Source organism: Devosia riboflavina (genome assembly GCF_000743575.1).
Lineage (GTDB): Bacteria > Pseudomonadota > Alphaproteobacteria > Rhizobiales > Devosiaceae > Devosia > Devosia riboflavina.
In genome coordinates, this window is the sequence record NZ_JQGC01000004.1 from 110924 (window position 1) to 132267 (window position 21344).

The 21344-nt window shown below is 62.2% G+C and carries 19 protein-coding genes; 12 read left to right on the forward strand and 7 right to left on the reverse strand.

Features of this window, described 5'->3' with window-relative positions; genetic code table 11:
* Window positions 1–110 precede the first annotated feature (110 nt).
* The 10 genes from JP75_RS05925 (at window position 111) to pth (ending at window position 9323) form a co-directional block, all read left to right on the forward strand.
* On the forward strand, window positions 111–1346 hold the full coding sequence (locus tag JP75_RS05925; protein ID WP_035080486.1) for an MFS transporter: 1236 nt from the start codon (window positions 111–113) through the stop codon (window positions 1344–1346).
* A gap of 206 nt (window positions 1347–1552) precedes the next feature.
* Window positions 1553–2419, forward strand: a complete 867-nt coding sequence (gene lgt, locus JP75_RS05930) for a prolipoprotein diacylglyceryl transferase (RefSeq protein WP_244446265.1) — start codon at window positions 1553–1555, stop codon at window positions 2417–2419.
* A 12-nt stretch (window positions 2420–2431) separates the two neighbouring features.
* Window positions 2432–3511 carry a class I SAM-dependent methyltransferase gene (locus JP75_RS05935; RefSeq protein WP_035080489.1) on the forward strand — a complete coding sequence of 360 codons (1080 nt, stop codon included), beginning with the start codon at window positions 2432–2434 and terminating at the stop codon, window positions 3509–3511.
* On the forward strand, window positions 3508–4269 hold the full coding sequence (gene pgeF / locus JP75_RS05940) for a peptidoglycan editing factor PgeF (protein WP_035080491.1): 762 nt from the start codon (window positions 3508–3510) through the stop codon (window positions 4267–4269). The genes JP75_RS05935 and pgeF overlap by 4 nt, the downstream gene beginning before the upstream one ends.
* 119 nt (window positions 4270–4388) lie before the next feature.
* Window positions 4389–5321: a ribose-phosphate pyrophosphokinase gene (locus JP75_RS05945; RefSeq protein WP_035080493.1), complete on the forward strand. Its 933-nt coding sequence runs from the start codon at window positions 4389–4391 to the stop codon at window positions 5319–5321.
* Window positions 5322–5546: 225 nt separating this feature from the next.
* Window positions 5547–5954: a YciI family protein gene (locus tag JP75_RS05950; RefSeq protein WP_035080495.1), complete on the forward strand. Its 408-nt coding sequence runs from the start codon at window positions 5547–5549 to the stop codon at window positions 5952–5954.
* Between the two features lie 3 nt (window positions 5955–5957).
* Window positions 5958–6311: a YciI family protein gene (locus JP75_RS05955; protein WP_035080497.1), complete on the forward strand. Its 354-nt coding sequence runs from the start codon at window positions 5958–5960 to the stop codon at window positions 6309–6311.
* Window positions 6308–7543 (forward strand): RNA polymerase sigma factor, encoded by a 1236-nt coding sequence (locus JP75_RS05960; RefSeq protein WP_244446266.1) that lies wholly within the window; start codon window positions 6308–6310, stop codon window positions 7541–7543. Before JP75_RS05955 ends, JP75_RS05960 begins: the two co-directional genes overlap by 4 nt.
* Window positions 7544–7800: 257 nt before the next feature.
* Window positions 7801–8421, forward strand: coding sequence for a 50S ribosomal protein L25/general stress protein Ctc (locus JP75_RS05965; RefSeq protein WP_035080674.1), 621 nt, complete (start codon window positions 7801–7803; stop codon window positions 8419–8421).
* Window positions 8422–8624: 203 nt separating this feature from the next.
* A complete protein-coding gene (gene pth, locus JP75_RS05970) occupies window positions 8625–9323 on the forward strand; it encodes an aminoacyl-tRNA hydrolase (protein ID WP_035080499.1) in 699 nt (232 codons plus the stop codon).
* 273 nt (window positions 9324–9596) lie between these two features.
* Here pth and melA read toward each other — a convergent pair whose 3' ends face one another.
* From melA to JP75_RS05995, 5 genes are all read right to left on the reverse strand, one after another.
* Entirely contained in the window at window positions 9597–10964 is a 1368-nt protein-coding gene (melA, locus tag JP75_RS05975) for an alpha-glucosidase/alpha-galactosidase (protein ID WP_035080500.1), read from the reverse strand.
* A 20-nt stretch (window positions 10965–10984) separates the two neighbouring features.
* Window positions 10985–12649, reverse strand: coding sequence for an ABC transporter ATP-binding protein (locus JP75_RS05980; protein ID WP_035080502.1), 1665 nt, complete (start codon window positions 12647–12649; stop codon window positions 10985–10987).
* Between the two features lie 10 nt (window positions 12650–12659).
* On the reverse strand, window positions 12660–13847 hold the full coding sequence (locus JP75_RS05985; protein WP_084587509.1) for an ABC transporter permease: 1188 nt from the start codon (window positions 13845–13847) through the stop codon (window positions 12660–12662).
* A complete protein-coding gene (locus JP75_RS05990) occupies window positions 13844–14854 on the reverse strand; it encodes an ABC transporter permease (protein ID WP_035080503.1) in 1011 nt (336 codons plus the stop codon). Before JP75_RS05990 ends, JP75_RS05985 begins: the two co-directional genes overlap by 4 nt.
* Window positions 14855–15026: 172 nt before the next feature.
* Window positions 15027–17054: an ABC transporter substrate-binding protein gene (locus tag JP75_RS05995; RefSeq protein ID WP_051960411.1), complete on the reverse strand. Its 2028-nt coding sequence runs from the start codon at window positions 17052–17054 to the stop codon at window positions 15027–15029.
* A 217-nt stretch (window positions 17055–17271) separates the two neighbouring features.
* Between JP75_RS05995 and JP75_RS06000 the strand changes: the two genes are divergently transcribed.
* Window positions 17272–18189 carry a helix-turn-helix domain-containing protein gene (locus JP75_RS06000; protein WP_035080506.1) on the forward strand — a complete coding sequence of 306 codons (918 nt, stop codon included), beginning with the start codon at window positions 17272–17274 and terminating at the stop codon, window positions 18187–18189.
* On the opposite strand, the gene JP75_RS06005 is transcribed toward JP75_RS06000, so the two are convergent.
* Window positions 18186–19007, reverse strand: a complete 822-nt coding sequence (locus JP75_RS06005) for a helix-turn-helix domain-containing protein (protein WP_051960412.1) — start codon at window positions 19005–19007, stop codon at window positions 18186–18188. The genes JP75_RS06000 and JP75_RS06005 overlap by 4 nt on opposite strands.
* Before the next feature lie 85 nt (window positions 19008–19092).
* Between JP75_RS06005 and JP75_RS06010 the strand changes: the two genes are divergently transcribed.
* Window positions 19093–19911, forward strand: a complete 819-nt coding sequence (locus JP75_RS06010; RefSeq protein ID WP_035080508.1) for a phytanoyl-CoA dioxygenase family protein — start codon at window positions 19093–19095, stop codon at window positions 19909–19911.
* Window positions 19912–20133: 222 nt separating this feature from the next.
* Here the strand turns inward: JP75_RS06010 and ychF are convergent, their stop codons facing one another.
* Complete coding sequence (ychF, locus tag JP75_RS06015; RefSeq protein ID WP_035080511.1) at window positions 20134–21231, reverse strand: redox-regulated ATPase YchF; 1098 nt, start codon at window positions 21229–21231, stop codon at window positions 20134–20136.
* Window positions 21232–21344: the final 113 nt, after the last annotated feature.

Genomic DNA, 21344 nt, shown 5'->3' on the forward strand with positions numbered 1-21344 from the left:
CCTCAAAAACCGATCCGACTGCTGGACGAAAAGACGCTGTCCCGCACTCGACAAGGCGTTTCGTCCAACTCAAGCTCCCTTCCGGCATTCCTGCCGCCGGAAGTGGACGCATGAAACAGCAGACGCCACTCATAGCCCTGGCCATTGCCACGGTCGGATCAATCGGCGGTACGCGGCTATCCGCGATCGCCGTTCCTTGGCTGGTGCTTTCCACCACCAACAGCCCGGTGCTTACCGGCGTCGCGGGCCTTGCGGAAATGTTGCCTTATGTGCTCGCCAAGGCACTAAGCGGCCCCTTCATTGACCGCCTCGGGGCCCGACGCATCGCCATCTGGTGCGACTGTCTTTCGGCCATTGCCGTCAGCGTCATTCCGCTGCTCTACTGGTCCGGCATTCTGTCCTTCTGGCTGCTCCTTCCCGCTGTCGCCTTCTTGGGCGTTCTGCGGGCGCCGTCCGATGCTGCCAAGCATGCACTGGTTCCCGTGGTTGCCGAGGCCGGCAGCCTCTCCCTGGAACGGGTCACCGGGATTCTCGGCACCAGCGACCGTCTTGCCGGGACGCTCGGCGCTGCCGGTGCAGGCATTCTTATTGCGTTGCTCGGCTCTGGCCCCGCCCTCCTCGCCAACGCAGCCGCCTTTGTCATTTCGGCCCTGGCCTTGACCATCGGCATGGGAACCACCGCCGCGGCGCATCCGAAAACCGAACCCACCTCACAAAACTACCGCGCACAAATGTCCGAAGGCTGGGCCGCGTTCAGCCGCGACCCCATCCTCGTCGCCCTCGTGGTGATGCTCGCCTTTACCGGGCTCTTCGACCAGGCCTATGCAACCGTTCTCTTGCCCGTCTGGGTCCGCTCTTCCGGCCTCGACGCCAGTTGGGTCGGCATTCTCCTCGCCGTCTTTTCCGGCGCGGCAATTGCCGGAGCCGCAGCCGGCGCATTTTTCGCCGAACGTCTGCCGCGACTTTTGATGTACGTGGTCGGCTTCACCTTTGCCGGTCCGGTCCCCATGGCGACGCTCGCTTTCGGCCCGCCCCTGTGGCTGATCGTCTCGATTCTGCTTGTCTGCGGTTTCGCGGCCGGCTTCCTCAACCCCATCATCGGCGCACTCCTCTTCGAACGCATTCCCAAACCCGTCGTGGGCCGCGTGATCGCGCTGGTGGGTTCGCTCACCTGGGTTCTCATTCCCTTTGGCGGCATCTATGCGGGCCTGCTTACCGACACTACCGGTATTCTTGCCGCCCTTGGCATCACCGCGGCCTTCTACGGTGTGGCCGCATTGTCTCCCGCCGCAATCCCCCGTTTCCGCGCCATAGGTCAGCGCCCCATCGCGCAACCCGCCAGTTGAGGTTGCGCCCACACATCCAATTGTAGAACTCTCCCCTTGCGACCCACCCCGCCATGAGGCTACGGCTGGCAAAACCCGAGAGCCTGTTTGAAAATTCGCTGCGGCGAGTCAGATGGCGGCGTTTTCGAGAACCGGAGCGGAGCGGACAAATCGTCCGTGAGCACCGGAAGCGCAGAAAACGCCGCCAGGTGACGCCGCAGTAGAATTTGGAACAGGCTGAACTGGCCGAGCCGGCAAAAGGACAAACCTTGCCCTTCCCCAATATCGACCCAATCGCCTTCGCCATCGGCCCCGTCGCCATTCGCTGGTATGCGCTCGCCTATCTCTTCGGCGTCATCCTCGGCGCCGGTTACGGCTATCTGCTGCTGCGCAACGAACGCCTCTGGCACAAGGGCACCCCGCCTTTCCCGGCCAAGGATATCTGGGATTTTGCCTTCTGGGCGATGCTCGCCATCGTCATCGGCGGCCGCACCGGCTACGTGCTGTTCTACAACCTGCCCTACTATCTCCAGAACCCCATCGAGATAATCAACACCCTCGATGGCGGCATGTCCTATCACGGCGGCATGCTCGGCCTCATGCTGGCGGCCATCCTCTTCACCCTCTCGAAAAAGGGCAACTGGCTCTCCTCGCTCGACCTCCTGGGCGCCGTCGCCACCATCGGCATTTTCCTCGGCCGCATCGCCAATTTCATCAATGCCGAACTCTATGGCGCCCCCACCACCCTGCCCTGGGGCGTCGTCTTCCCCACCGATCCCCTGCAGGTCGCCCGCCACCCGAGCCAGCTCTACGAAGCCGCCCTCGAAGGCCTCCTCCTCTTCCTCATCATCCGCCTCGCCACCCACGTCTTCTACGCGCTGCGGAAACCCGGTCTTGTTGCCGGCATCTTCGCCATCGGCTACGCCCTCTCGCGCATCCTCGTCGAATTCGTGCGCCTGCCCGATCAGCAGCTCGGCTACCTCTATGGCGGCTGGCTCACCATGGGCCAAATCCTCAGCCTCCCCATTCTTATCGGCGGCCTTATCCTCGTCATCTACGCGACGACGCGCCCCGTTAACGCATTGCGCCCCTAGGAGACGCTCAACGTGAACAGTACGCTAACACTGGCACAGCAGATCGACCTCCAGATCACCGCCGGCGGTCCCATCTCCGTCGCCACTTATATGGGTCTCTGCCTGACCCACCCCACCAAGGGCTATTACAAGGGCTCCGACCCCCTCGGCGCCGGGGGCGACTTCATCACCGCGCCGGAAATTTCGCAGATGTTTGGGGAGCTTATCGGCTTTCACCTCGTCAATGTCTGGCAACAGATGGATGAGCCGAAAAGCTTCAACCTCGTGGAACTCGGGCCCGGCCGCGGCACCCTCATGGCCGACATCCTCCGCGTCGCCTGCCGCGCCCCCGGTTTCCGCGATGGCCTCAAACTAAAACTCTTCGAAACCAACCCTGCCCTGACGGTCGAACAGCGGAATCGCCTCGAAAGCTACGAGCCGCAATGGCTTGAAAACTTTGAGCAATTCGACGAAGGCCCGATCCTCGTCGTCGCCAACGAGTTCTTCGATGCCCTGCCCATCCGCCAGTTCATCAAGAAGGAAGACGGCTGGCACGAACGCCTCGTCGGCCTCATCGACGGCAAGCGCGCCTTCGGCCTCTCGCCCACCCCAATCCCCAACGAAACCATGCCCTCCGCCGTCGCCAATGCCGAGCCCGACAGCCTGTTCGAAGTCTGCTTTGCCGGCGGCGAAGTCATGTCGCGCCTCGCAAAAGTGGTGGCCAAACAAGGCGGTAGCATCCTCGCCATCGACTACGGCTACGCCCGCACCCAGACCGGCGACACTTTGCAAGGCGTCCGCAACCACGCCTATGCCGACGTCCTCGAAGAACCCGGCGAAACCGATCTCTCCGCCCATGTCGATTTCGGCGCCCTCGCCGCGGTGACTCAAGAAGTCGGCCTCGCCGTACAACCCCTTGCCACCCAAGGCGAATTCCTCACCCGCCTCGGCATAGCCGAACGCGCGAAAGCCCTCGCCGGCGCCAATCCCAGCTCCGCCAGCGACATCCGCATCGCCCACGAGCGCCTCACCGGCAAGGACCAGATGGGCGACCTCTTCAAGGTTTTCTGCGCCCACTCCCCCGGCCTTAATCCCCCGGGGTTCACCGCATGATCGACTTTGTCTCCGTCCAGTCGCTGACCGATAGCGACGTCGTCCGCCACGGCTTTTTCGGCCGCCACGGCGGCGTGTCCACGGGCGATTTCGCCGGCCTCAACGTCTCCCACTCGGTCGGCGACAACCCCGACGCCGTCGAGGAAAACCGCGCCCTCATCACCAAAACCCTAGGCGGCGCGCCGCTTGTGACGCTGAAACAGGTCCACTCCAACCGCGCCATCACTGTCGAAGCCGGCAGCATCCCCGACCGCTCTGTCGAGGCTGACGCAATCGTGACCCGCCGCGCCGACGTGCTCATCGGCGTCCTCACCGCCGACTGTTCTCCCCTGCTTTTCGTCGATCGCCACGCCGGCATCATCGGCGCCGCACATGCCGGATGGCGCGGCGCGGTGGACGGAATTCTCGAAAACACCGTCGCCGCCATGGAAGCCCTGGGCGCCCAGCGCCGCCGCATCCAGCTCGCCATCGGCCCGACGATCAGCCAGCAGAATTACGAAGTCGGTGAGCAGTTTAAGGCCGACGCCTTGAATCAGAATGCGAACACCAAGGCCGCCTTCACGACCCCGCCCGGCGGCAAGCCCCACTTCGATCTGCCCGGCTACCTCGCCATCCAAGCCCGCGCCCTCGGCCTTGCAGAAATCACCGACACTGCCCTCTGCACCTATGCCGACCCCGCCCGCTTCTTCTCCCACCGCTACGCCACGCACCAGCAAACGAGAACCGGCCGCCAGATCGCCGTTATCGGCCTCGCTTAGGCTTAAATTTACGCATGAGACCAATGGGGCGTTGCAGTCATAAAAATGACTCGATAAAGCTGCCCGCGAAACTGGAAGGTCCCTCCTCCCCGGGGACTGGTTGAGACAGGATCGCCCTCATGAAACTGGTGACTGGCAACTCCAATCGTGCCCTCGCCCAAGCCGTCGCCAGCTATCTTGAGCTTCCCCTGACAGATTGCACGGTAAAGCGCTTCGCGGACAAAGAGGTCTTTGTCGAAATCCACGAAAACGTCCGCGGCGAAGACGTCTTCATGCTGCAGTCGACCAGCTTCCCGGCCAATGACAACCTGATGGAACTGCTGATCCTCACCGACGCCCTGCGCCGGTCCTCGGCACGCCGCATCACCGCGGTCCTCCCCTATTTCGGCTATGCCCGCCAAGATCGTCGCGCCGCCGGCCGCACCCCGATTTCGGCCAAGCTGGTGTCCAACCTGATCGCCGAAGCCGGCGTCAACCGCGTCATCACGCTCGACCTGCACGCCGCGCAGATCCAGGGCTTCTTCGATATCCCGACCGACAATCTCTATGCCGCGCCGATCATCACCCGTGACATCCTCGACAACTATAAGCTCGACAATACCATGATCGTGTCGCCCGACGTCGGCGGCGTGGCCCGCGCCCGCGCCGTCGCCCAGCGCCTCGGCACCGATCTCGCCATCGTCGACAAGCGCCGCCCCAAGGCCGGCGTATCCGAAGTGATGAACATCATCGGCGACGTCTCCGGCAAATCGTGCATCCTCATCGACGACATCGTCGATTCCGGCGGTACACTGGTAAATGCCGCCGATGCCCTCCTCAAGGCCGGCGCCAATGAGGTTTCGGCCTACATCACCCACGGCGTCCTCTCCGAAGGCGCCGCCGAGCGCATCGCCGGCAGCAAGCTCAAGGAACTGGTGGTGACGGACTCTATCGAAGAGACCCCCGCCACCAAGGCCGCCGCCAACATCCGCCGCATCACCATCGCAGCCCTGATCGGCGAAGCCATCGCCCGCACCGCCAGCGAACAGAGCGTTTCTAGCTTGTTCGACTAAGGCCCATCACAGATCGTCACCCTCGGGCTTGACCCGAGGGCCCTGCACTTGCCTCGCAACAGCGGAGTAAAGTGTCCTCGGGTCAAGCCCGAGGATGACGACCGGAGGGCGCGCCCGGCAGCGCCCCCAACAAAAATTCCCCCACCTGTCGAAAACCGCTTCCCCTCCCCGACATTGTTGTGCCGCACTACAAAACCAGCGGCCAACCGTGAAAGGACGAGTGCGATGCGTTATCTCCTCATGCTCTATGCCGACGAGAATGCCGGCGCCGCCATCCCGCCCGAGCAGATGGCAAAGGCGATGGAGGGCATGTACGCCTATCAGCAGGCTCTCGAAAAAGCCGGCGCCTTCGTCTCCACCTCGGCCCTCGGCCGAACCAGCGATGCGCGCACCCTTCGCATGTCAGGCGGCGAGATCCACAATGTGGACGGCGCCTTCATCAACCAGGGCGGCACGCTGAAGGTGGAAGAAGGCCCCTATGCCGAAGCGCGCGAGCAATTCGGCGGGCTCTTCGTCATCGAATGCGAAGACATGGACGCGGCCGTCAAATGGGCCGCCCGCTGTCCCGCCGCCCAATGGGGACCCATCGAAATTCGTCCTGTCGTCCACACCAGTTCCGCCAAGGAGGCGTAACCCATGCGCTACATGATGCTGATCCACCACGACGAAACCAATATCGGCGACCCCGCCGGCCAGCAGGCGCTCTACGCCGCCTGGGGCGCCTTCAACGAAGCTCTCGCCAAGGCCGAAGGCGCCGCGCCGGGCGAACGCATGCAGTCCCCCACCCAGGGCAAGACGGTCCGCACCCGCAATGGCGAGACCAATGTCGTCGACGGCCCCTATTCCGACGCCAAGGAACAGCTCGGCGGCTATTTCTTCATCGAAGCCAAGGATTTTGATGAAGCCGTCAAATGGGCCGAACTCTGCCCCGCCAGCAAATACGGTACTATCGAAATCCGTCCCATCGTCCAGCCGGACAAGAACTGGTGAGCGACACCGCCAGGCGAGCCGCCGAACGAGCCGCCCGTGAAAGCTACGGGCGCCTCCTCGCCTTCCTCGCCGCCCGCACCCGCGATGTCGCGGGGGCCGAAGACGCGCTGGCAGAAGCCTTTGCCAGCGCCCTAACCGCATGGCCGGAACAGGGCGTTCCGGCCAATCCCGACGCCTGGCTGCTCACCGTCGCCCGCCGCCGCCAGACCGATGCCTATCGTCGCAACAGTACCAGCAGATCAGGTGAAACCCATCTAACCCTGATGCGCGAAGAACTGGATGACCTCGCCATGACTCCGGAAGCCATCCCCGATCGTCGCCTCGCCTTGATGTTCGCCTGCGCCCACCCCGACATCGACCCGTCCCTCCGCAGCCCCCTGATCCTCCAGACCATTTTGGGCCTCACCGCCGCCGATATCGGCGCTGCTTTCCTCATTCCCGCCGCCACCATGGGTCAGCGCCTCGTCCGCGCCAAATCGCGGATCGCCGAACTCGGTATCGCCTTTGAAATCCCCGACACTGAAGACCTGCCCGGCCGCCTCGACGCCGTCCTCGAAGCCATCTACGCCGCCTATGCAAAAGGCTGGAACGACCTCGTCGGCGAGACGGGCGGCCAGCTTGCAGAGGAAGCAATCTGGCTCGGTCGCCTCGTCGCCTCGCTCCTGCCAGCTTCGCCCGAAGCCAAGGGCATGCTGGCCCTCATGCTCTATTCCCACGCCCGCCGCGTCGCCCGCCGCAGCCCCACCGGCGCCTATGTGCCTCTCGACGAGCAGGACACCGCTCTTTGGGACATGGAAGCCATCGAAGCTGCAGAAACCCTCCTCCGCGCCGCCAGCAGCGCCGGCCCGACGGGTCGCTGCCAGCTCGAAGCCGCCATCCAGTCCGCCCATGTCGTCCGCCGTCTGACGGGCACCGACAACTGGCCGATCATCGTAAAACTATACGACATCCTCCACGCCATGACCGGCTCGCCCGTCGTCCTCCTCAACCGCGCCGCTGCCCTCGCCGAAACCGAAGGCCCCGCCGCGGCCCTCCAAAGCATAGCGCCCCTCGCCGAAGACAAGCGCATGGCCGACTACCAACCCTACTGGGCCGTCCGCGGACGCCTCCTCGCCGAAACCGGTAACCGCGAAGCTGCGCATGAGGCGCTGACACTGGCCATGGGGCTTTCCACTGACCCGGCGATCCGAGATTGGCTGGAGGCGAGAAGGGGTGAGTTAATGGCCGGCTAATGGCCCGCCGATCTCGCCTTTTCCCACTGTGTCATCCCCGCGAAAGCGGGGACCTCCGTTTCCTGAACAGGGGTTCCCGCTTTCGCGGGAATGACATCGTGCGGAGGAGAGGGAAGTATCGCAGCAAATCCCCCAGAATCCCTTGCCCCCATCCCCCCTTTCCTCTATAGCCCGGCGCATGAAGCGCTCGTCACCCCTGGAGGACGGGCGCGTATGCCGTTGTGATGACGCATACACCAACCCAATGGATGCTTTCCATGGCTGAGACCAAAGTGCTCAAGGCACAGGCGCGTAACGGAGTTGGCAAGGGGGCCGCTCGCGAAGCTCGTCGTCAGGGACTCGTTCCCGCAGTTATCTATGGTGACAAGAAGCCCCCCGTCACCGTTTCCGTGGCCTATAAGGACGCGCTGAAGTTCATCTACGCCGGTGGCTTCAAGTCCCACATCCTCGACCTCGACGTCGATGGCACGATCCATAAGGTCATCCCGCGCGATTACCAGCTCGACGTCGTCATGGATCAGCCGATCCACATCGACTTCCTGCGCGTCGCCAAGGGCGCCAAGATCAACGTTCAGGTTCCGGTTCACTTCGAAAACGAAGAAGCGAGCCCCGGCCTGAAGCGTGGCGGCACGCTCAACATCGTGCACCACACGCTCGACCTGACCGTTTCTGCCGACGCTATCCCCGAATTCGTGACCGTCGACCTGACCGGCCTCGATATCGGTGACACTGTCCACATCTCGAACATCAAGCTGCCCAAGGGCTCCGCTGACCACAGCCACGAAGAAGACGTGACGATCGCCACGATCGTTGCTCCGTCGGCTCTGAAGTCCAGCGGCGGCGACGCTGCGGAAGAAGGCGAAGCATCAGCCGAGTAATCGGCCTCGCTTCGAGACTTTGGGGGCGGCCTTCGGGTCGCCCCTTTCTTTTTCTATCCACCGTGTCAGCGCAGGATCGTCCCCACCATTACGGTGTCATTCCCGCGAAAGCGGGAACCTCTGTTTTGGAGCACCAGGGCTTCTCACGACACGCCGCTACGGCTATTCCCTGTCTCAACGTCTTTTCTTGATTAGAGCGCGCCATGAAACTGCTTGTCGGCCTGGGCAATCCGGGCAGCCAATATGAAGGCAATCGCCACAATATCGGCTTCATGGCCGTCGACGCGATCGCTCGCGCCAATGGCATTTCCGGCTGGAAGTCCAAGAATTCAGGCCTCCTCGCCGAAGGCACCATCGGCAGCGATCGCGTGCTGCTGCTCAAGCCTCAGACCTTCATGAACAAGTCCGGCGACAGCGTGCAAAAGGTCGCGAGCTTTTACAAAATCGCCCCCGCCGACATCGTGGTCTTCTACGACGAGCTCGACCTCGCCCCCGGCAAGGTCCGCGTCAAAATCGGCGGCGGCAATGGCGGCCACAATGGCCTGCGCTCCATCGACCCTCAGATCGGCCTCGACTACAAACGCGTCCGCCTCGGCATCGGCCACCCCGGCAAGGAATTCGTCACCCACCACGTCCTCGGCGACTTCGCCAAGGCCGACAAGACCTGGCTCGATCCCCTCCTCGAAGACATCGGCCGCCACGCGGGGATGCTGCTCGCCGGAGATGATGCCGGCTTCATGAACAAGCTGGCACTGGCCGCGAAGGGTAGCGAAGAGCCGAAGGCAGCGCCAAAAGCGCAAAGCCACATCCGCCAAGCCCGCACCAGCAAGCCGCAGGCCGAAGTGCCCAAATCAGGCCCAATGGCCGACATGCTCAACAAGCTGTTTGGAAAGGGCGAGTAGGCCCTACCCAAGACAACCCAGCCACCGGACCTCCCTCGCCCCTTGAGGGAGAGGGACAGATTTTCTGCGTTCAGCAGAAAATCAGGGTGAGGGGTATCCCTCAGTAGCCCTCATCCTGAGCCTGTCGAAGGACGAGGGCGTGCCCCAACACCCTCCACTCGCCCGCCCTCGTGGTTCGAGGCTACGCTACGCTCCGCACCTCACCATGAGGTCTTCAAGACAAAAAGGCCCCGGTGCTTCCACACCGAGGCCCCAATCTCACTAACCTAACGCTTAGGCGACCCGCTGCTTCCGCGCCCCACGTGCCCATTCCGGCAACATCGTGCCATGGGCCTCGAGCAAATCATCCACCAGGTTCCAGATCTGATCCAGATCCAGTTCCGCGGCTGTATGCGGGTCCATCATCGCGGCATGATAGATATGCTCGCGGTTCTCCTCGATCAGCGCGCGAACCGTCAGTTCCTGCACATTGATATTGGTCCGGATCAGCGCCGTGAGCTGCGGCGGCAATTCGCCGATATAGGTCGGCTGCAACCCGTTGTCGTCGACGAGGCACGGCACTTCCACCGCCGCGTTATACGGCAGCGAGGTGATGACACCATTGTTCCGCAGGTTCCCGTAGATCACCGAAGGCTCGCCGGTCCAGACCGAGTTGACGATGGACGAAGCATATTCCTTGGACTGCTTGACCTCGATCCGATCGGCCTTGCGATAGTCCTCGGACGTCTGCTTCCACTTGGCGATCTGCTCGACGCAGCGCTTCGGATACTCGTCCAGCGGAATTCCGAATTTTTCGATGATGTCCTCGCGCCCTTCCTTGATGAAATAGGGCGTGTACTCGGCAAAGTGCTCGGAGCTCTCGGTCACGAAATAGCCGAGCCGCGTCATCATCTCGTAGCGCACCTTGTTCGGGCAGCGCGGATTCCAGCCCGGCTTGGGCGCACGCCCCTCGCGATAGGCGCGGTGTAGTTCCGGATAAAGGTCCTTGTAGGTCCCGTCCGCCTGGCGGTGCTCGAACTTGAGATAGAAGGCCATGTGGTTGATGCCGGCCGAGCGGTAGCGGATTTCCTCGTAGGGAATGTCGAGGTCGTGCGCCAGCTCCATGGCCGTGCCCTGCACCGAGTGGCAGAGGCCAACCTGCTTGATCGTCGGATACTTTTCCGAGATCGCCCAGGTGTTGATGGCCATCGGGTTGACGTATTGCAGCATGATCGCGTCGGGCGCCACCTGCAGCATGTCCTCGCAGATGCTCCAGAGATGCGGCACGGTGCGCAGCCCGCGCATGATGCCGCCAACGCCAAGCGTGTCGGCAATCGTCTGGCGCAGGTTGTACTTCTTCGGAACGTCGAAATCGACGACCGTGGACGGCTCATAGCCACCGATCTGGAAGCAGACGACGACGAAATTGGTGCCGTCCAGCGCCTGGCGCTGGTTCGAGAAGGTTTCCACCGTCGCCGGCACGCCCAGCGTCGCCACCAGCTTCTTGGCGATGATCTCGCTTTCCTCAAGCCGCGTCGGATTGATGTCCATCAGGCGGATCTGCGCCCCTGCCAGCGCCGGGCGCTGCAGGATATCGCCAACGATATTCTTCATGAACACCGAAGAGCCGGCGCCGATGAACGTGATTTTGGGGTTCGCCATTTTGAGAAAGACTCCAGTCGTCAGGCAGCGATTTCGAATGCGGCGCGGACAAGCCGAGCCGTATATTCGGTTTGGGGATTGGTGAGAACTTCGTTGACGGGCCCCTGCTCCACGATCTTGCCGTGCTGCATCACCATCACTCGATGGCAAAGGGCCCGCACGACCTTCAGGTCATGCGAAATGAAGAGATAGGAGAGGCCCTTCTCGTTCTGCAGTTTTCGAAGCAGATCGATGATCTGGGCCTGCACCGAAAGGTCGAGCGCCGATGTCGGCTCGTCGAGCAGGATGAATTCAGGCTCGAGCGCAATGGCCCGGGCAATGGCGATACGCTGGCGCTGCCCGCCCGAGAATTCATGCGGGAAGCGGTTCAAAATCGTGTCCGGCATGCCAGCATCGCGCAGCGCCTGCCGCACCCGCTCCAGCCGCTCATTGCGATTGGCGCCAAGCCCGTTGACGATCAGGCCTTCCTCGATGATCTGGCCAATCGACATGCGCGGATTAAGTGATGCAAACGGGTCCTGGAACACGATCTGCATCCGGCTCCGCAGCGGCCGCATGGCCTTGCGATCCTTGTTATGGATCGGCTCGCCGTCGAAGAAAATCTGCCCGCCCTGATTGCCGATCAGCCGGATCAGCGCCTGCCCGAACGTCGTCTTGCCCGAGCCGCTCTCGCCGACAATCCCCAGCGTTTCATGCCGCATCAGCTTGATGTCGAGATTGTCGACAGCCTTCAATTCAAAGAAGTCCGGATTGAACAGCCCGCCCCGCTTGAGCGTATAGGTGACCTTCACCTCCTTGCCCTCAAGCACCGTCTCATGCACGCCCTCTTCGAGCGGCAGCGCCGTGCCCTTGGGCTCCGACGCAAGCAAATGCCGCGTATAGGCATGCTGCGGATTGGCAAACAGCGCCTCGGTCTCGTTGTGCTCCTGCACGGCCCCGTTCTGCATCACATAGACATAGTCCGAAAACTGCCGGACCACGGTCAGGTCATGGGTGATCAGGATCACCGCCATGCCGTACTTGTCCTTGAGATCCTTGATCAGATTGAGGATCTGCGCCTGCACCGTCACGTCGAGCGCCGTCGTCGGCTCGTCGGCAATGAGAACATCCGGCCGATTGGCCAGCGCCATGGCGATCATCACACGCTGCCGCTGCCCGCCCGAAAGCTGATGCGGATATTGCTTCAGCCGCGCCGCCGGTTCGGGAATCTGCACTTCCTCAAGCAGCTTTTCCGCCCGATTCATCGCCTCCTGCCGCGACACGCGATTGTGGAGGTGAATGATCTCGCAGATCTGCTGCCCCACCGTATAGACCGGGTTGAGCGAACTCATCGGCTCCTGAAAGATCATCGCAATGTCATTGCCGCGGAGTTTTCGCATGTCGCGATCGCTCATCGTCACGACATTCTTGCCCGAAAGCGTAATTCGCGTGTTCTTGCCGATCGTGGCGCGCTTGGTGAGCAGCTTCATCAGCGTGCGCGCCGTCACCGACTTGCCCGAGCCGCTCTCGCCCACGAGGGCGATGGTCTCGCCCTTGTGCAGCTGGAACGACACGTCCTTCACCGCCTGCACCACCCCGCCCTCGACCTTGAAGTCGACGGCGACATTGCGAGCATCGAGGATCAGTTCGCGACCATGCGATCCCAGATCATGCCGTTCAGCGGGCGCAAAGTTTTGAGAAGTCATTTTCGCGTCCTCAATAGGGGTCGATGGCATCGCGCAGGCCGTCACCCAGCGCGTTGAAGGCAAAGACGGTGATGAGCACGAAGATCACCGGCGAGAGGATCCACGGATAGGACCCGATCACCGAGAACGTCCCCGTATCCTGCAGCATCAGGCCCCAGGAAATCAGCGGCGGCTTCACGGCAAAACCCAAAAACCCGAGGAAGCTTTCGAGCAGCACGACGCTCGGAATAGCCAGCGTGATCGACACGATGATGTGGCTCAACACGTTGGGCAGGATATGGCGCGTAATGATGCGCCCATCCGAAGACCCCACGGCAATCGCCGCACGCACGTAGTCGATCCGCGCCAGCGACAGCGTCTTCGACCGCACTTCTCGACTAAGCTGCGCCCACCCCAACACCGCCATGACGAAGATCACGAATGTCAGGAATACATTGGACGGAGCCGTCACAGGAATGAGCGAAGTCAGCGCGAGATAGAGCGGCAATTGCGGGAACGCCAGGACGAACTCGACAAACCGCTGCACCCAGGCATCGAGCCGCCCGCCGATATAGCCCGAGGTAATCCCCACCAGCGTCCCGACAATCGTTGTCAGCGCCACCACCACAAGGGCAATCGTCAGCGAAATCCGCGACCCGACAATACCGCGCGAGAGAATATCTCGCCCGAACTTGTCCGTGCCCAGGAGCTGGATCGGCCGCCCATCGGTCGAGCCGAAGAAGTGAATATTGGAAGGGATGAACCACAGGAAGTAATAGGAATAACCCTCTACAAAAAACCCGGTCGGCGTCGGATTGTCGAGCACGGGCCCGGTCAGCGGCTGAAACGTCACCGGATCGAATTCGCCGGTGTCCCCAATCGGATAGACATGCGGGATCAGGCTGAAATTACCGGCCGAATCCTGAAAAGCGATCACATCGGGCGGCGCAAAAGGCAAGTTCGTTGCCTTCGGGTCCATCACTGCGAAGAAATCGGCAAAGATGGAAACAAAGAGCAGCAGGCCGACGAGAACGAGGCCAATCATGCCCATGGTTGAGCGCCGGAACCGCCGCCACACCAGGCTCGCATAGGTCTCGTTGCCCGAGCCGTAGCGGGTCACGACCGGCGCGACATCGGCCTCTTCGGCCGGCGTCGGAGCCGGGCCACCGCCAACGTCGGTGGGCAGGGGAATGGAGGAATGCGTATCCACTTTGGTCATTCTGCCGATCCTCCCAGACGAATGCGCGGATCGAGCGCGACGAGCAACAGGTCGGAAATGATGTTGCCGATGATGAGCGTGGTGGCGAGCACCAGCATGAACGAGGCGGTGACGAACACGTCGCCCACGGCCATGGAGCCGACAATGGCCGGCCCGACAGTCGCAAGCCCGAACACCACGGCAACTTCGATTTCACCGGTGAGCATATAGGGCAGCACCACGCCTTGATAGGCGATCAGCGGATGCAGCGCATTGGGCACGGCATGCTTCATGATCACGGCGCCTTCCGGCAGGCCCTTGGCCCGCGCGGTCTCGACATATTGGCTGTTGAGCACGTCGAGGAGGTTGGCGCGCATCACGCGCATATTGTAGGCGAGCCCGCCAAAGGTGGCGATGAAGATCACCGGCCAGACATGGTAGACGAGATCGACGAACTTGCCCCAGCTCCAGGGCTGCCCGCCCCAACGGGCGGAAAAGAACATGCCCACTTCCTGGACGTTCATCTTGAACACCAGGACGTAGAGAATGATGATCGCGAGCAGGAACCGCGGGATCGTCATGCCGAGGAACGAGATGATGCCGAGCAGCGTATCGGTCCAGGAATATTGACGGGTCGCCGCGACGATGCCGAGGCCGATGCCCAGCATCGAAGCCAGGATGTGACACACCAGCGCCAGCGCAATGGTGGCCGGCAGGCGTTCGGCGATCACATTGCCCACGGGCTTGTTGTAGTAGAGCGAGTGCCCGAAATCGAAACGGGTGACGATGCCGGTGATCCAACGGAAATACTGCACGATCAGCGGATCATTGAGCCCGTTGGCCTGGCGATAGGCCTCGGCCTGAATCTCGGCAAGGTCGGGCCGCACGCCGCCCTGGTTGATCAGCATGGAGCGGATATAGTCGGCATAGTCGCCGGGCGGCGCCTGGATGATGGCGAAGGTCACAATGCTGAGCAGAAACAGCAATGGGATCGCGCCAAGCACACGCATCATAAGAAATCGAAGCATGAACGGCCTCACTGGCTAGGGGCACAACCCCTTCCCCCAACCCTCTCCCCGGAGGGCGAGGGGGCGGATCGCCGACAGAGCGCGATCCTGCCAAGGTCATTGAACGGATCCCCTACCCTTGCGTGGGAGGGGCCGGGGTGAGGGGCGGCTGGCCGCCCCTCGCTGCGTCGGATCAGGCCGGACCGGCACTGCCCGGAGCGCCAGGCAGCGTTTCCGGATGCAGTTCAAAGTCGCCCTGCTTGTCCGCCGGAACGAAGACGCGTTCGCGGATGATGTTGTCTTCAGCCCAGTTGAACATGAAGATCGGGGCACCGGCCGGGATATTGGCGAAGCGCTTGTTGATGATCAGCGCACCCGGATACTGGGTGAGACCCACCGAGTAGACGTTCTCGGTGAAAATCTGCTGATACTGCTTCATCAGTTCCGAACGTTCGGCATTGTCGCTGGTCGAAACGAACTTGGTGACGATGTCGACCAGTTCCTGTTCGAAAGGCAGGAGGTCGAGCGTGCCATCCGTGCCGCCGCGGTGGAAGCTGTGGATGGTCGGCCCGGTCGGAGCCAGCGCCGCGGTGTTCTGCACCACCGACACCATTTCCGCACCCTGACGCACCACCTGCCAGTCGAACTGACCGGCCTGGGCCATGTCATCGCGCGCCGTACCCTGCTGGAAGTTGGCGATGACGCGCAGGCCAAGCGGTTCCATCATCGCGATGATGCCTTCGGCCAGGTTCGTATCCGTGCCGTAGTCCGAATTGGCGAGCAGCGTGATTTCCACGTCGGCGCCGCCAGTGGTGCCCGCGGGGAAGTTGCGGATGCCATTGCCATCGGTGTCAACGAGCCCCAGGCCATCGAGCAGAGCGCCCGCGCCATCGGCGTTGAACGGATAGTAGACGGTGGAAGCCTTGTCGTAATAGGCCGTGCCGGCATAGAGACCGCCCGGATAGATGGCGGTGAACGGACCACGCACCAGCGATTCACCCAGGCGCTGCCGGTCTACAGCGGCCGAAATGGCCTTGCGGAATTCCGGATTGCGGTTGAGTTCGCGGATGGCCTGGGCGCGTTCGTCCGGTTCACCCCAGCCATTGGCCGAGAAGTTGAACTGCAGCGCATAGCCGATGGTACGAGCGCCGAACTGCAGACGAGCGGGTGCCGTGTCTTCAGCCGAGCGGCGCAGGGCTTCGACATAGCTTTCGGCCTGTTCGAGGTTCGAGAAGTCGCCCGAACCGGCAACGGCCTGAACGTCGCGGTCGGCCCAGGTCGAAAGGCGGTAGTGCAGCTCGTTCAGGTAAGGGAGCTGGTTGCCGTTTTCGTCGACCTTCCAGTAGTAGGGGTTGCGGCGCATGACCACGATATCGTCCGGCCGGTATTCCACCGGCACCCAGGCGCCCATCACCGGAATATTCATATATTCGGGCGGGAAAGCGTTCTTGTACTGATCGTAGGTATTGGCCGAATTGTACTTGGGGTGTTCCGGCTTGAGGATATGGCTCGGACCCGGGCAGAACGTGCCATAGGCCATGGTATAGAGATACTGCGTCGGGAAGGCGTCCTTGAAAGTCCACTTGATCGTATAGGCATCAATGGCTTCCAGCGTCGTGCCGACACCAAAGCTTTCCGGCGTCGCGCCGTTGAGCGGGCTCACATTGGGGTCGAGAACGTTGTCTTCCCAATAGAACATCACGTCTTCGGAATCGAACGGGTCGCCATCGGACCACTTTGCACCCTCGATCAGGTGCATGGTCAGCTCATGGCCGTCTTCTGACCATTCCCAGCTCTTGGCCAGGTTCGGCAGCGGTTCAAGTTCGTCGGCCTTGACCTCGAACAGCGGACCCGTGCGCGTCAGACATTCGGAAAGGCCGATGTCGATACCGCCCCAGCCCTGGCTCTGGCCGCCGACATAGTTCCAGCCTTCCGGCCGGCCACCGATCACATGGCGCATCACATCGCCATAGACGCCGACGCCATCGGGCATGTCGCCGATCTTGAAGACCAGCGGCTCCTTGGGCAGGCGCTCGGCCACGGGCGGCAGCGTACCGGCCTCGACATATTTCGAGGTCACCCAATCGGGTTCGTGATATTCCGGCAGCGCCTTGAATTCGAGGATATCGCCAACCGAAACGAAGTTCGGTTCGCTCTGGGCGGCAAAGTCAGGCGGATCCGGCAGGTCGCCGGTCAGTTCCTGGGCCGGAATGGCGAGCATTGATACGGACAGCAAAAGTCCTGCCCCGCCAAGGGCATAGATAGGCTTTCTCAATAGAACCTCCCTTTGCAACGAGGCAGCGTTTGGTGCGTCGAGCCAGTCACTCCCACTGACTCCGGGGCCCCGTGCATGATTGAGAGCCTACGACTTGCATCGGGCGAAACAATCCGGAATGATAGAGACTAATTCCGGGTTTCTAAGAACTGCGCTGATAAGTATGACTGTTGCCGAAACCAGCCCTGCCCTACGCCTGCGCGAAAAGGCCCCTCGCCCGACCCCGCGCCCCGACCGGAGCTTTTACGCCTCCGGAAAGGCGTTCGGCCGTTTCGGCATCCGCGCCTTCCCGCCCCAGATCATGCCTGCCCCCCATAGCCATGGCCATATCGAGTTCAACTGGCTCACCAATGGCCACATGGACTACGTCTTCGATGGCGGCCCGGTCACCGTAGAAGCCAATCGCCTCGTCGCCTTCTGGGCCGGCATTCCGCACCAGACCGTCGACCTGCGCGAGATCGGCGAAGGCAAGCAGCTCAATATCTACCTGCCCATGGACGCCTTCCTCGAAATGCCCCAGCTCGGCCGCCTCACCGAAACCCTGATGGGCGGCGGCGTCATCCAGCTCACCGCCGACTGCATCGGCCTCGAAACCCTCGAACGCTGGCACGGCGATTATCGCAGCGGCAATTCGCTTCGCACCGACCTAGTGCGCGCCGAAATCGCCACCATGTTCCGTAGAGCCGCCATCACCGGCTGGGACACGCTTCTCCCCGCCTGGCTCGAAAAGTCGGGCAGCCGCACCCGCACCGCGACCCCCGTCCGCTACGTGGTGCGCATGGTCCGCCATATCGTCGAAAACATCACCGATCCCCTCAGCGCCGAAGACATCGCCAAGGTGGTCGGCCTCCACCCCAATTACGCGACCAACCTCTTCACCAAGGTGATGCACATCTCGGTGCAAAAATTCGTCACCCGCATGCGCCTCATCCGCGCCCGCAGCCTCCTCTTCGACGGCAGCCTCTCCATTGCCAACGTCGCCTTCCAATCCGGCTTCGTCAGCCAGACCCAGTTCTACGAGCATTTCCGCAAGGCCTACGGCATGACCCCGAGCCAGATGCGCCGGGACACCATCACCTAGCCCCGATCCTGCCGCTGCCGGAATTGCAGCGGCGAAAGACCCATCACTTTTCGAAACCGCTGCGAAAAGTAAAACGGGCTCTCGAAGCCGGCACTCGCCGCCACCTGCTTGATCGGAAAGCTGGTGCGCCGCAGCAGGTCCGCCGCCACCTGCATCCGCCGCGCCTCGATATGCGCCTGCACCGTCGTTCCCGTTTCCGCCCGAAACAGATGTGCCAGCCGCGAAGCCGACAGCCCCACCGCCAGGCCAATATCCTCGATCAGCAGCTTTTCCCCAAGCCGCCCCTCGATATGATCAAGCGCCCGCCTGATCCGCCCATCAAACGCCTGCTCCTCCCGCGCCTGCACCGCATCGCAACCCAATATCAGCGTCTCGAGCGCATTGAACGCCAGCGCCTCCCGCCGCCGCTCCCCGCTATTGAGCAATTCATGCACGCCGAGAAACTGCCGCCCGAGCCTCTCCCCCGCCTCCCCCTCGATCCGCAGATGCATCAGCCCCTCGGCAACACTTGGCCAGGCCAACCAATCCACCCAATCAGCCCGCGGCTGAAAATGCGCCCAGACCAGCTCCCACCGCTCCAGCGCCGCCTCGACCCCATAATCATGCGGCGTCCCCGGCCGCAGCAGCACCCAATCCCCAGGCTCCACCAGCAAATCCCCGCCCGCATGACCGAACCGGCCCCGCCCGCCGGTGGTCAGCACCAGTAGCCAATCGCCCACCCCGCGCCGCCGCACGGCGCGATAGCCCGATATCTCATGAAAATGCCCGGTCAGCAGCCGCTGCACCGCCTGATATGGGGCTTCCGCAATCTCGCTCATAGCAGGATATTATATGTCATTGGCAGCATGTTCCATGGCCAATGGCCGCCCGCCCTCATACCCTCAAGCTAAAGGGGAGGACGAAATGACCTATGCTTTTCTCAACGACACGCAGGCGACCGAGTTCGAGCGCAACGGCTTCGTCGCCATCCGCGGCCTGATCTCACCGGACGAAATCGGCGAAATCCGCCAAACCTTCATGGACGCCGCCGCCAATGGCCCCGTCCCCGGCCTCTCCGACACCCCGCGCGGCAACACGCCCAACGATCCCCTCAGCCGCTATCCCCGCATGATGCACCCGCACAAGCACCCCGACAAATCAGTCGGCCAACTCGCCATGCGCTACATGCTCGACCCGCGCCTGCGCCCCATCCTCGCCGACCTCTTCGGCGAAGAGCCCTTCGCCTGCCAGTCCATGTTCTATTTCAAGCCCCCCGGCGCCCGCGGCCAGGATCTCCACCAGGACAATTTCTACCTACGCGTCAAACCCGGCACCTGCATGGCCGCCTGGATCGCCGTCGACGACGCCGATGCCGGCAATGGCGGCATGATGTGCGTACCAGAGACCGCCATGCTCGACATCGCCTGCCCCGAACAGGCCGACCCTGCCCTCTTCTTCACCACCGAACACGTCGAGCCCCCTCCCGGCCTCGAACCGCAAATGATGCAGCTCAAAGCCGGCGACGTCCTCTTCTTCAACGGCAGCGTCATCCACGGCTCGACGCCCAATACGAGCCCCGACCGCTTCCGCCGCTCGCTGATTTTTCATTACATCCCGGCCAGCACCAAAGAGATCAGCCACTGGTACGAAGCCCTGAGTTTTGAGGGCGACAAACAGGACATCGCCATCAACATGGACGGCGGCCCCTGCGGCACCAATCAGCCGGCAATGGGCCCGCACTGAGGCTCCGCCGCCAAACCTCTCCCAGTAGACCTCATGGTGAGGTGCGCAGCGAAGCGCAGCCTCGAACCACGAGGGCGTGGCACTCATCTGAAAACAAAAAATCCCCGCTCGCGCGGGGATTCAAACATCGGTGCTCCTGGCCCAGCCATTCGCGCATAGCGCTCATGGCCTTAAGCCCTAAAATCGCTCCACCGGAGCGATTTTGCCGCAGAGCGGCCGGGCTTAAGTATTAAACTTAAACAGCATCACATCGCCATCCCTAACGACATATTCCTTGCCTTCATCACGAGCCTTGCCCGCTTCCTTGGCCGGAACTTCGCCGCCAAGCGTGACGAAATCATCGTAACCAATCGTCTGCGCACGAATGAACCCACGCTCGAAATCGGTATGGATGACGCCCGCCGCCTGCGGAGCCTTGTCGCCCTTGTGGATGGTCCAGGCGCGCGTTTCCTTCGGCCCAACCGTAAAATAGGTCTGCAACCCAAGAAGGTCATAAGCCTCGCGAATAAGACGGTTCAGCCCCGGCTCATGCAGCCCCAGCGATTCCAGATATTCGTTCTGCTCGGCATCGGGCAATTGCGCCAACTGGCTCTCGATCTCGGCCGAGATGATGACCACGCCCGCGTCATTCGCCTTGGCGTATTCGGCCACCTTGTCGCTCATGGCATTGCCCTTTTCGGCAGAGCCTTCATCGACATTGCAGACATAGAGCACCGGCTTCGACGTCAGAAGCTGCAGCTCCTGGAACGCCTTTTCTTCCTCGTTGGACCGCTCGACAAAGCGCGCCGACTTGCCATCGCGCAACAAGACCAGCGAACGATCGATAAGCTCAAGCGTCAGCTTGGCGTCCTTGTCATTACCCTTGGCCTTCTTTTCGACGCCGGCGCGGCGCTTCTCAAGGCTTTCGAGGTCAGCCAGCATCAGTTCGGTTTCAACGACTTCCGCGTCGGCCAGCGGATCGACCTTGTTGGCAACATGGATGATATTGCCGTCTTCAAAGCAGCGCAGCACATAGGCAATGGCGTCGCATTCGCGAATATTGGCCAGAAACTGGTTGCCCAGCCCTTCGCCCTTCGACGCCCCCTTCACCAGGCCCGCAATATCCACAAAGCTCATGCGCGCCGGCTGAATGGCAATGGACTTGCCGATAGCTGCCAGCTTCTGCAGCCGCACGTCTGGCACCGGCACGTCACCCACATTGGGCTCGATGGTACAGAACGGAAAGTTGGCGGCAGCCGCCGCGGCGGTGCGGGTAAGCGCGTTGAAAAGCGTCGACTTGCCGACATTCGGCAGGCCGACGATGCCCATCTTAAAGCCCATGGGAAACTCCGGGAAATTGTTGGGTTTCAATTGGGTCGGTTTGACGTGGATGTCAATGCGTCCCGGGCTCGATCGGTGCCCACGTTGCCCAATACCAACGAGATGCGACTTCG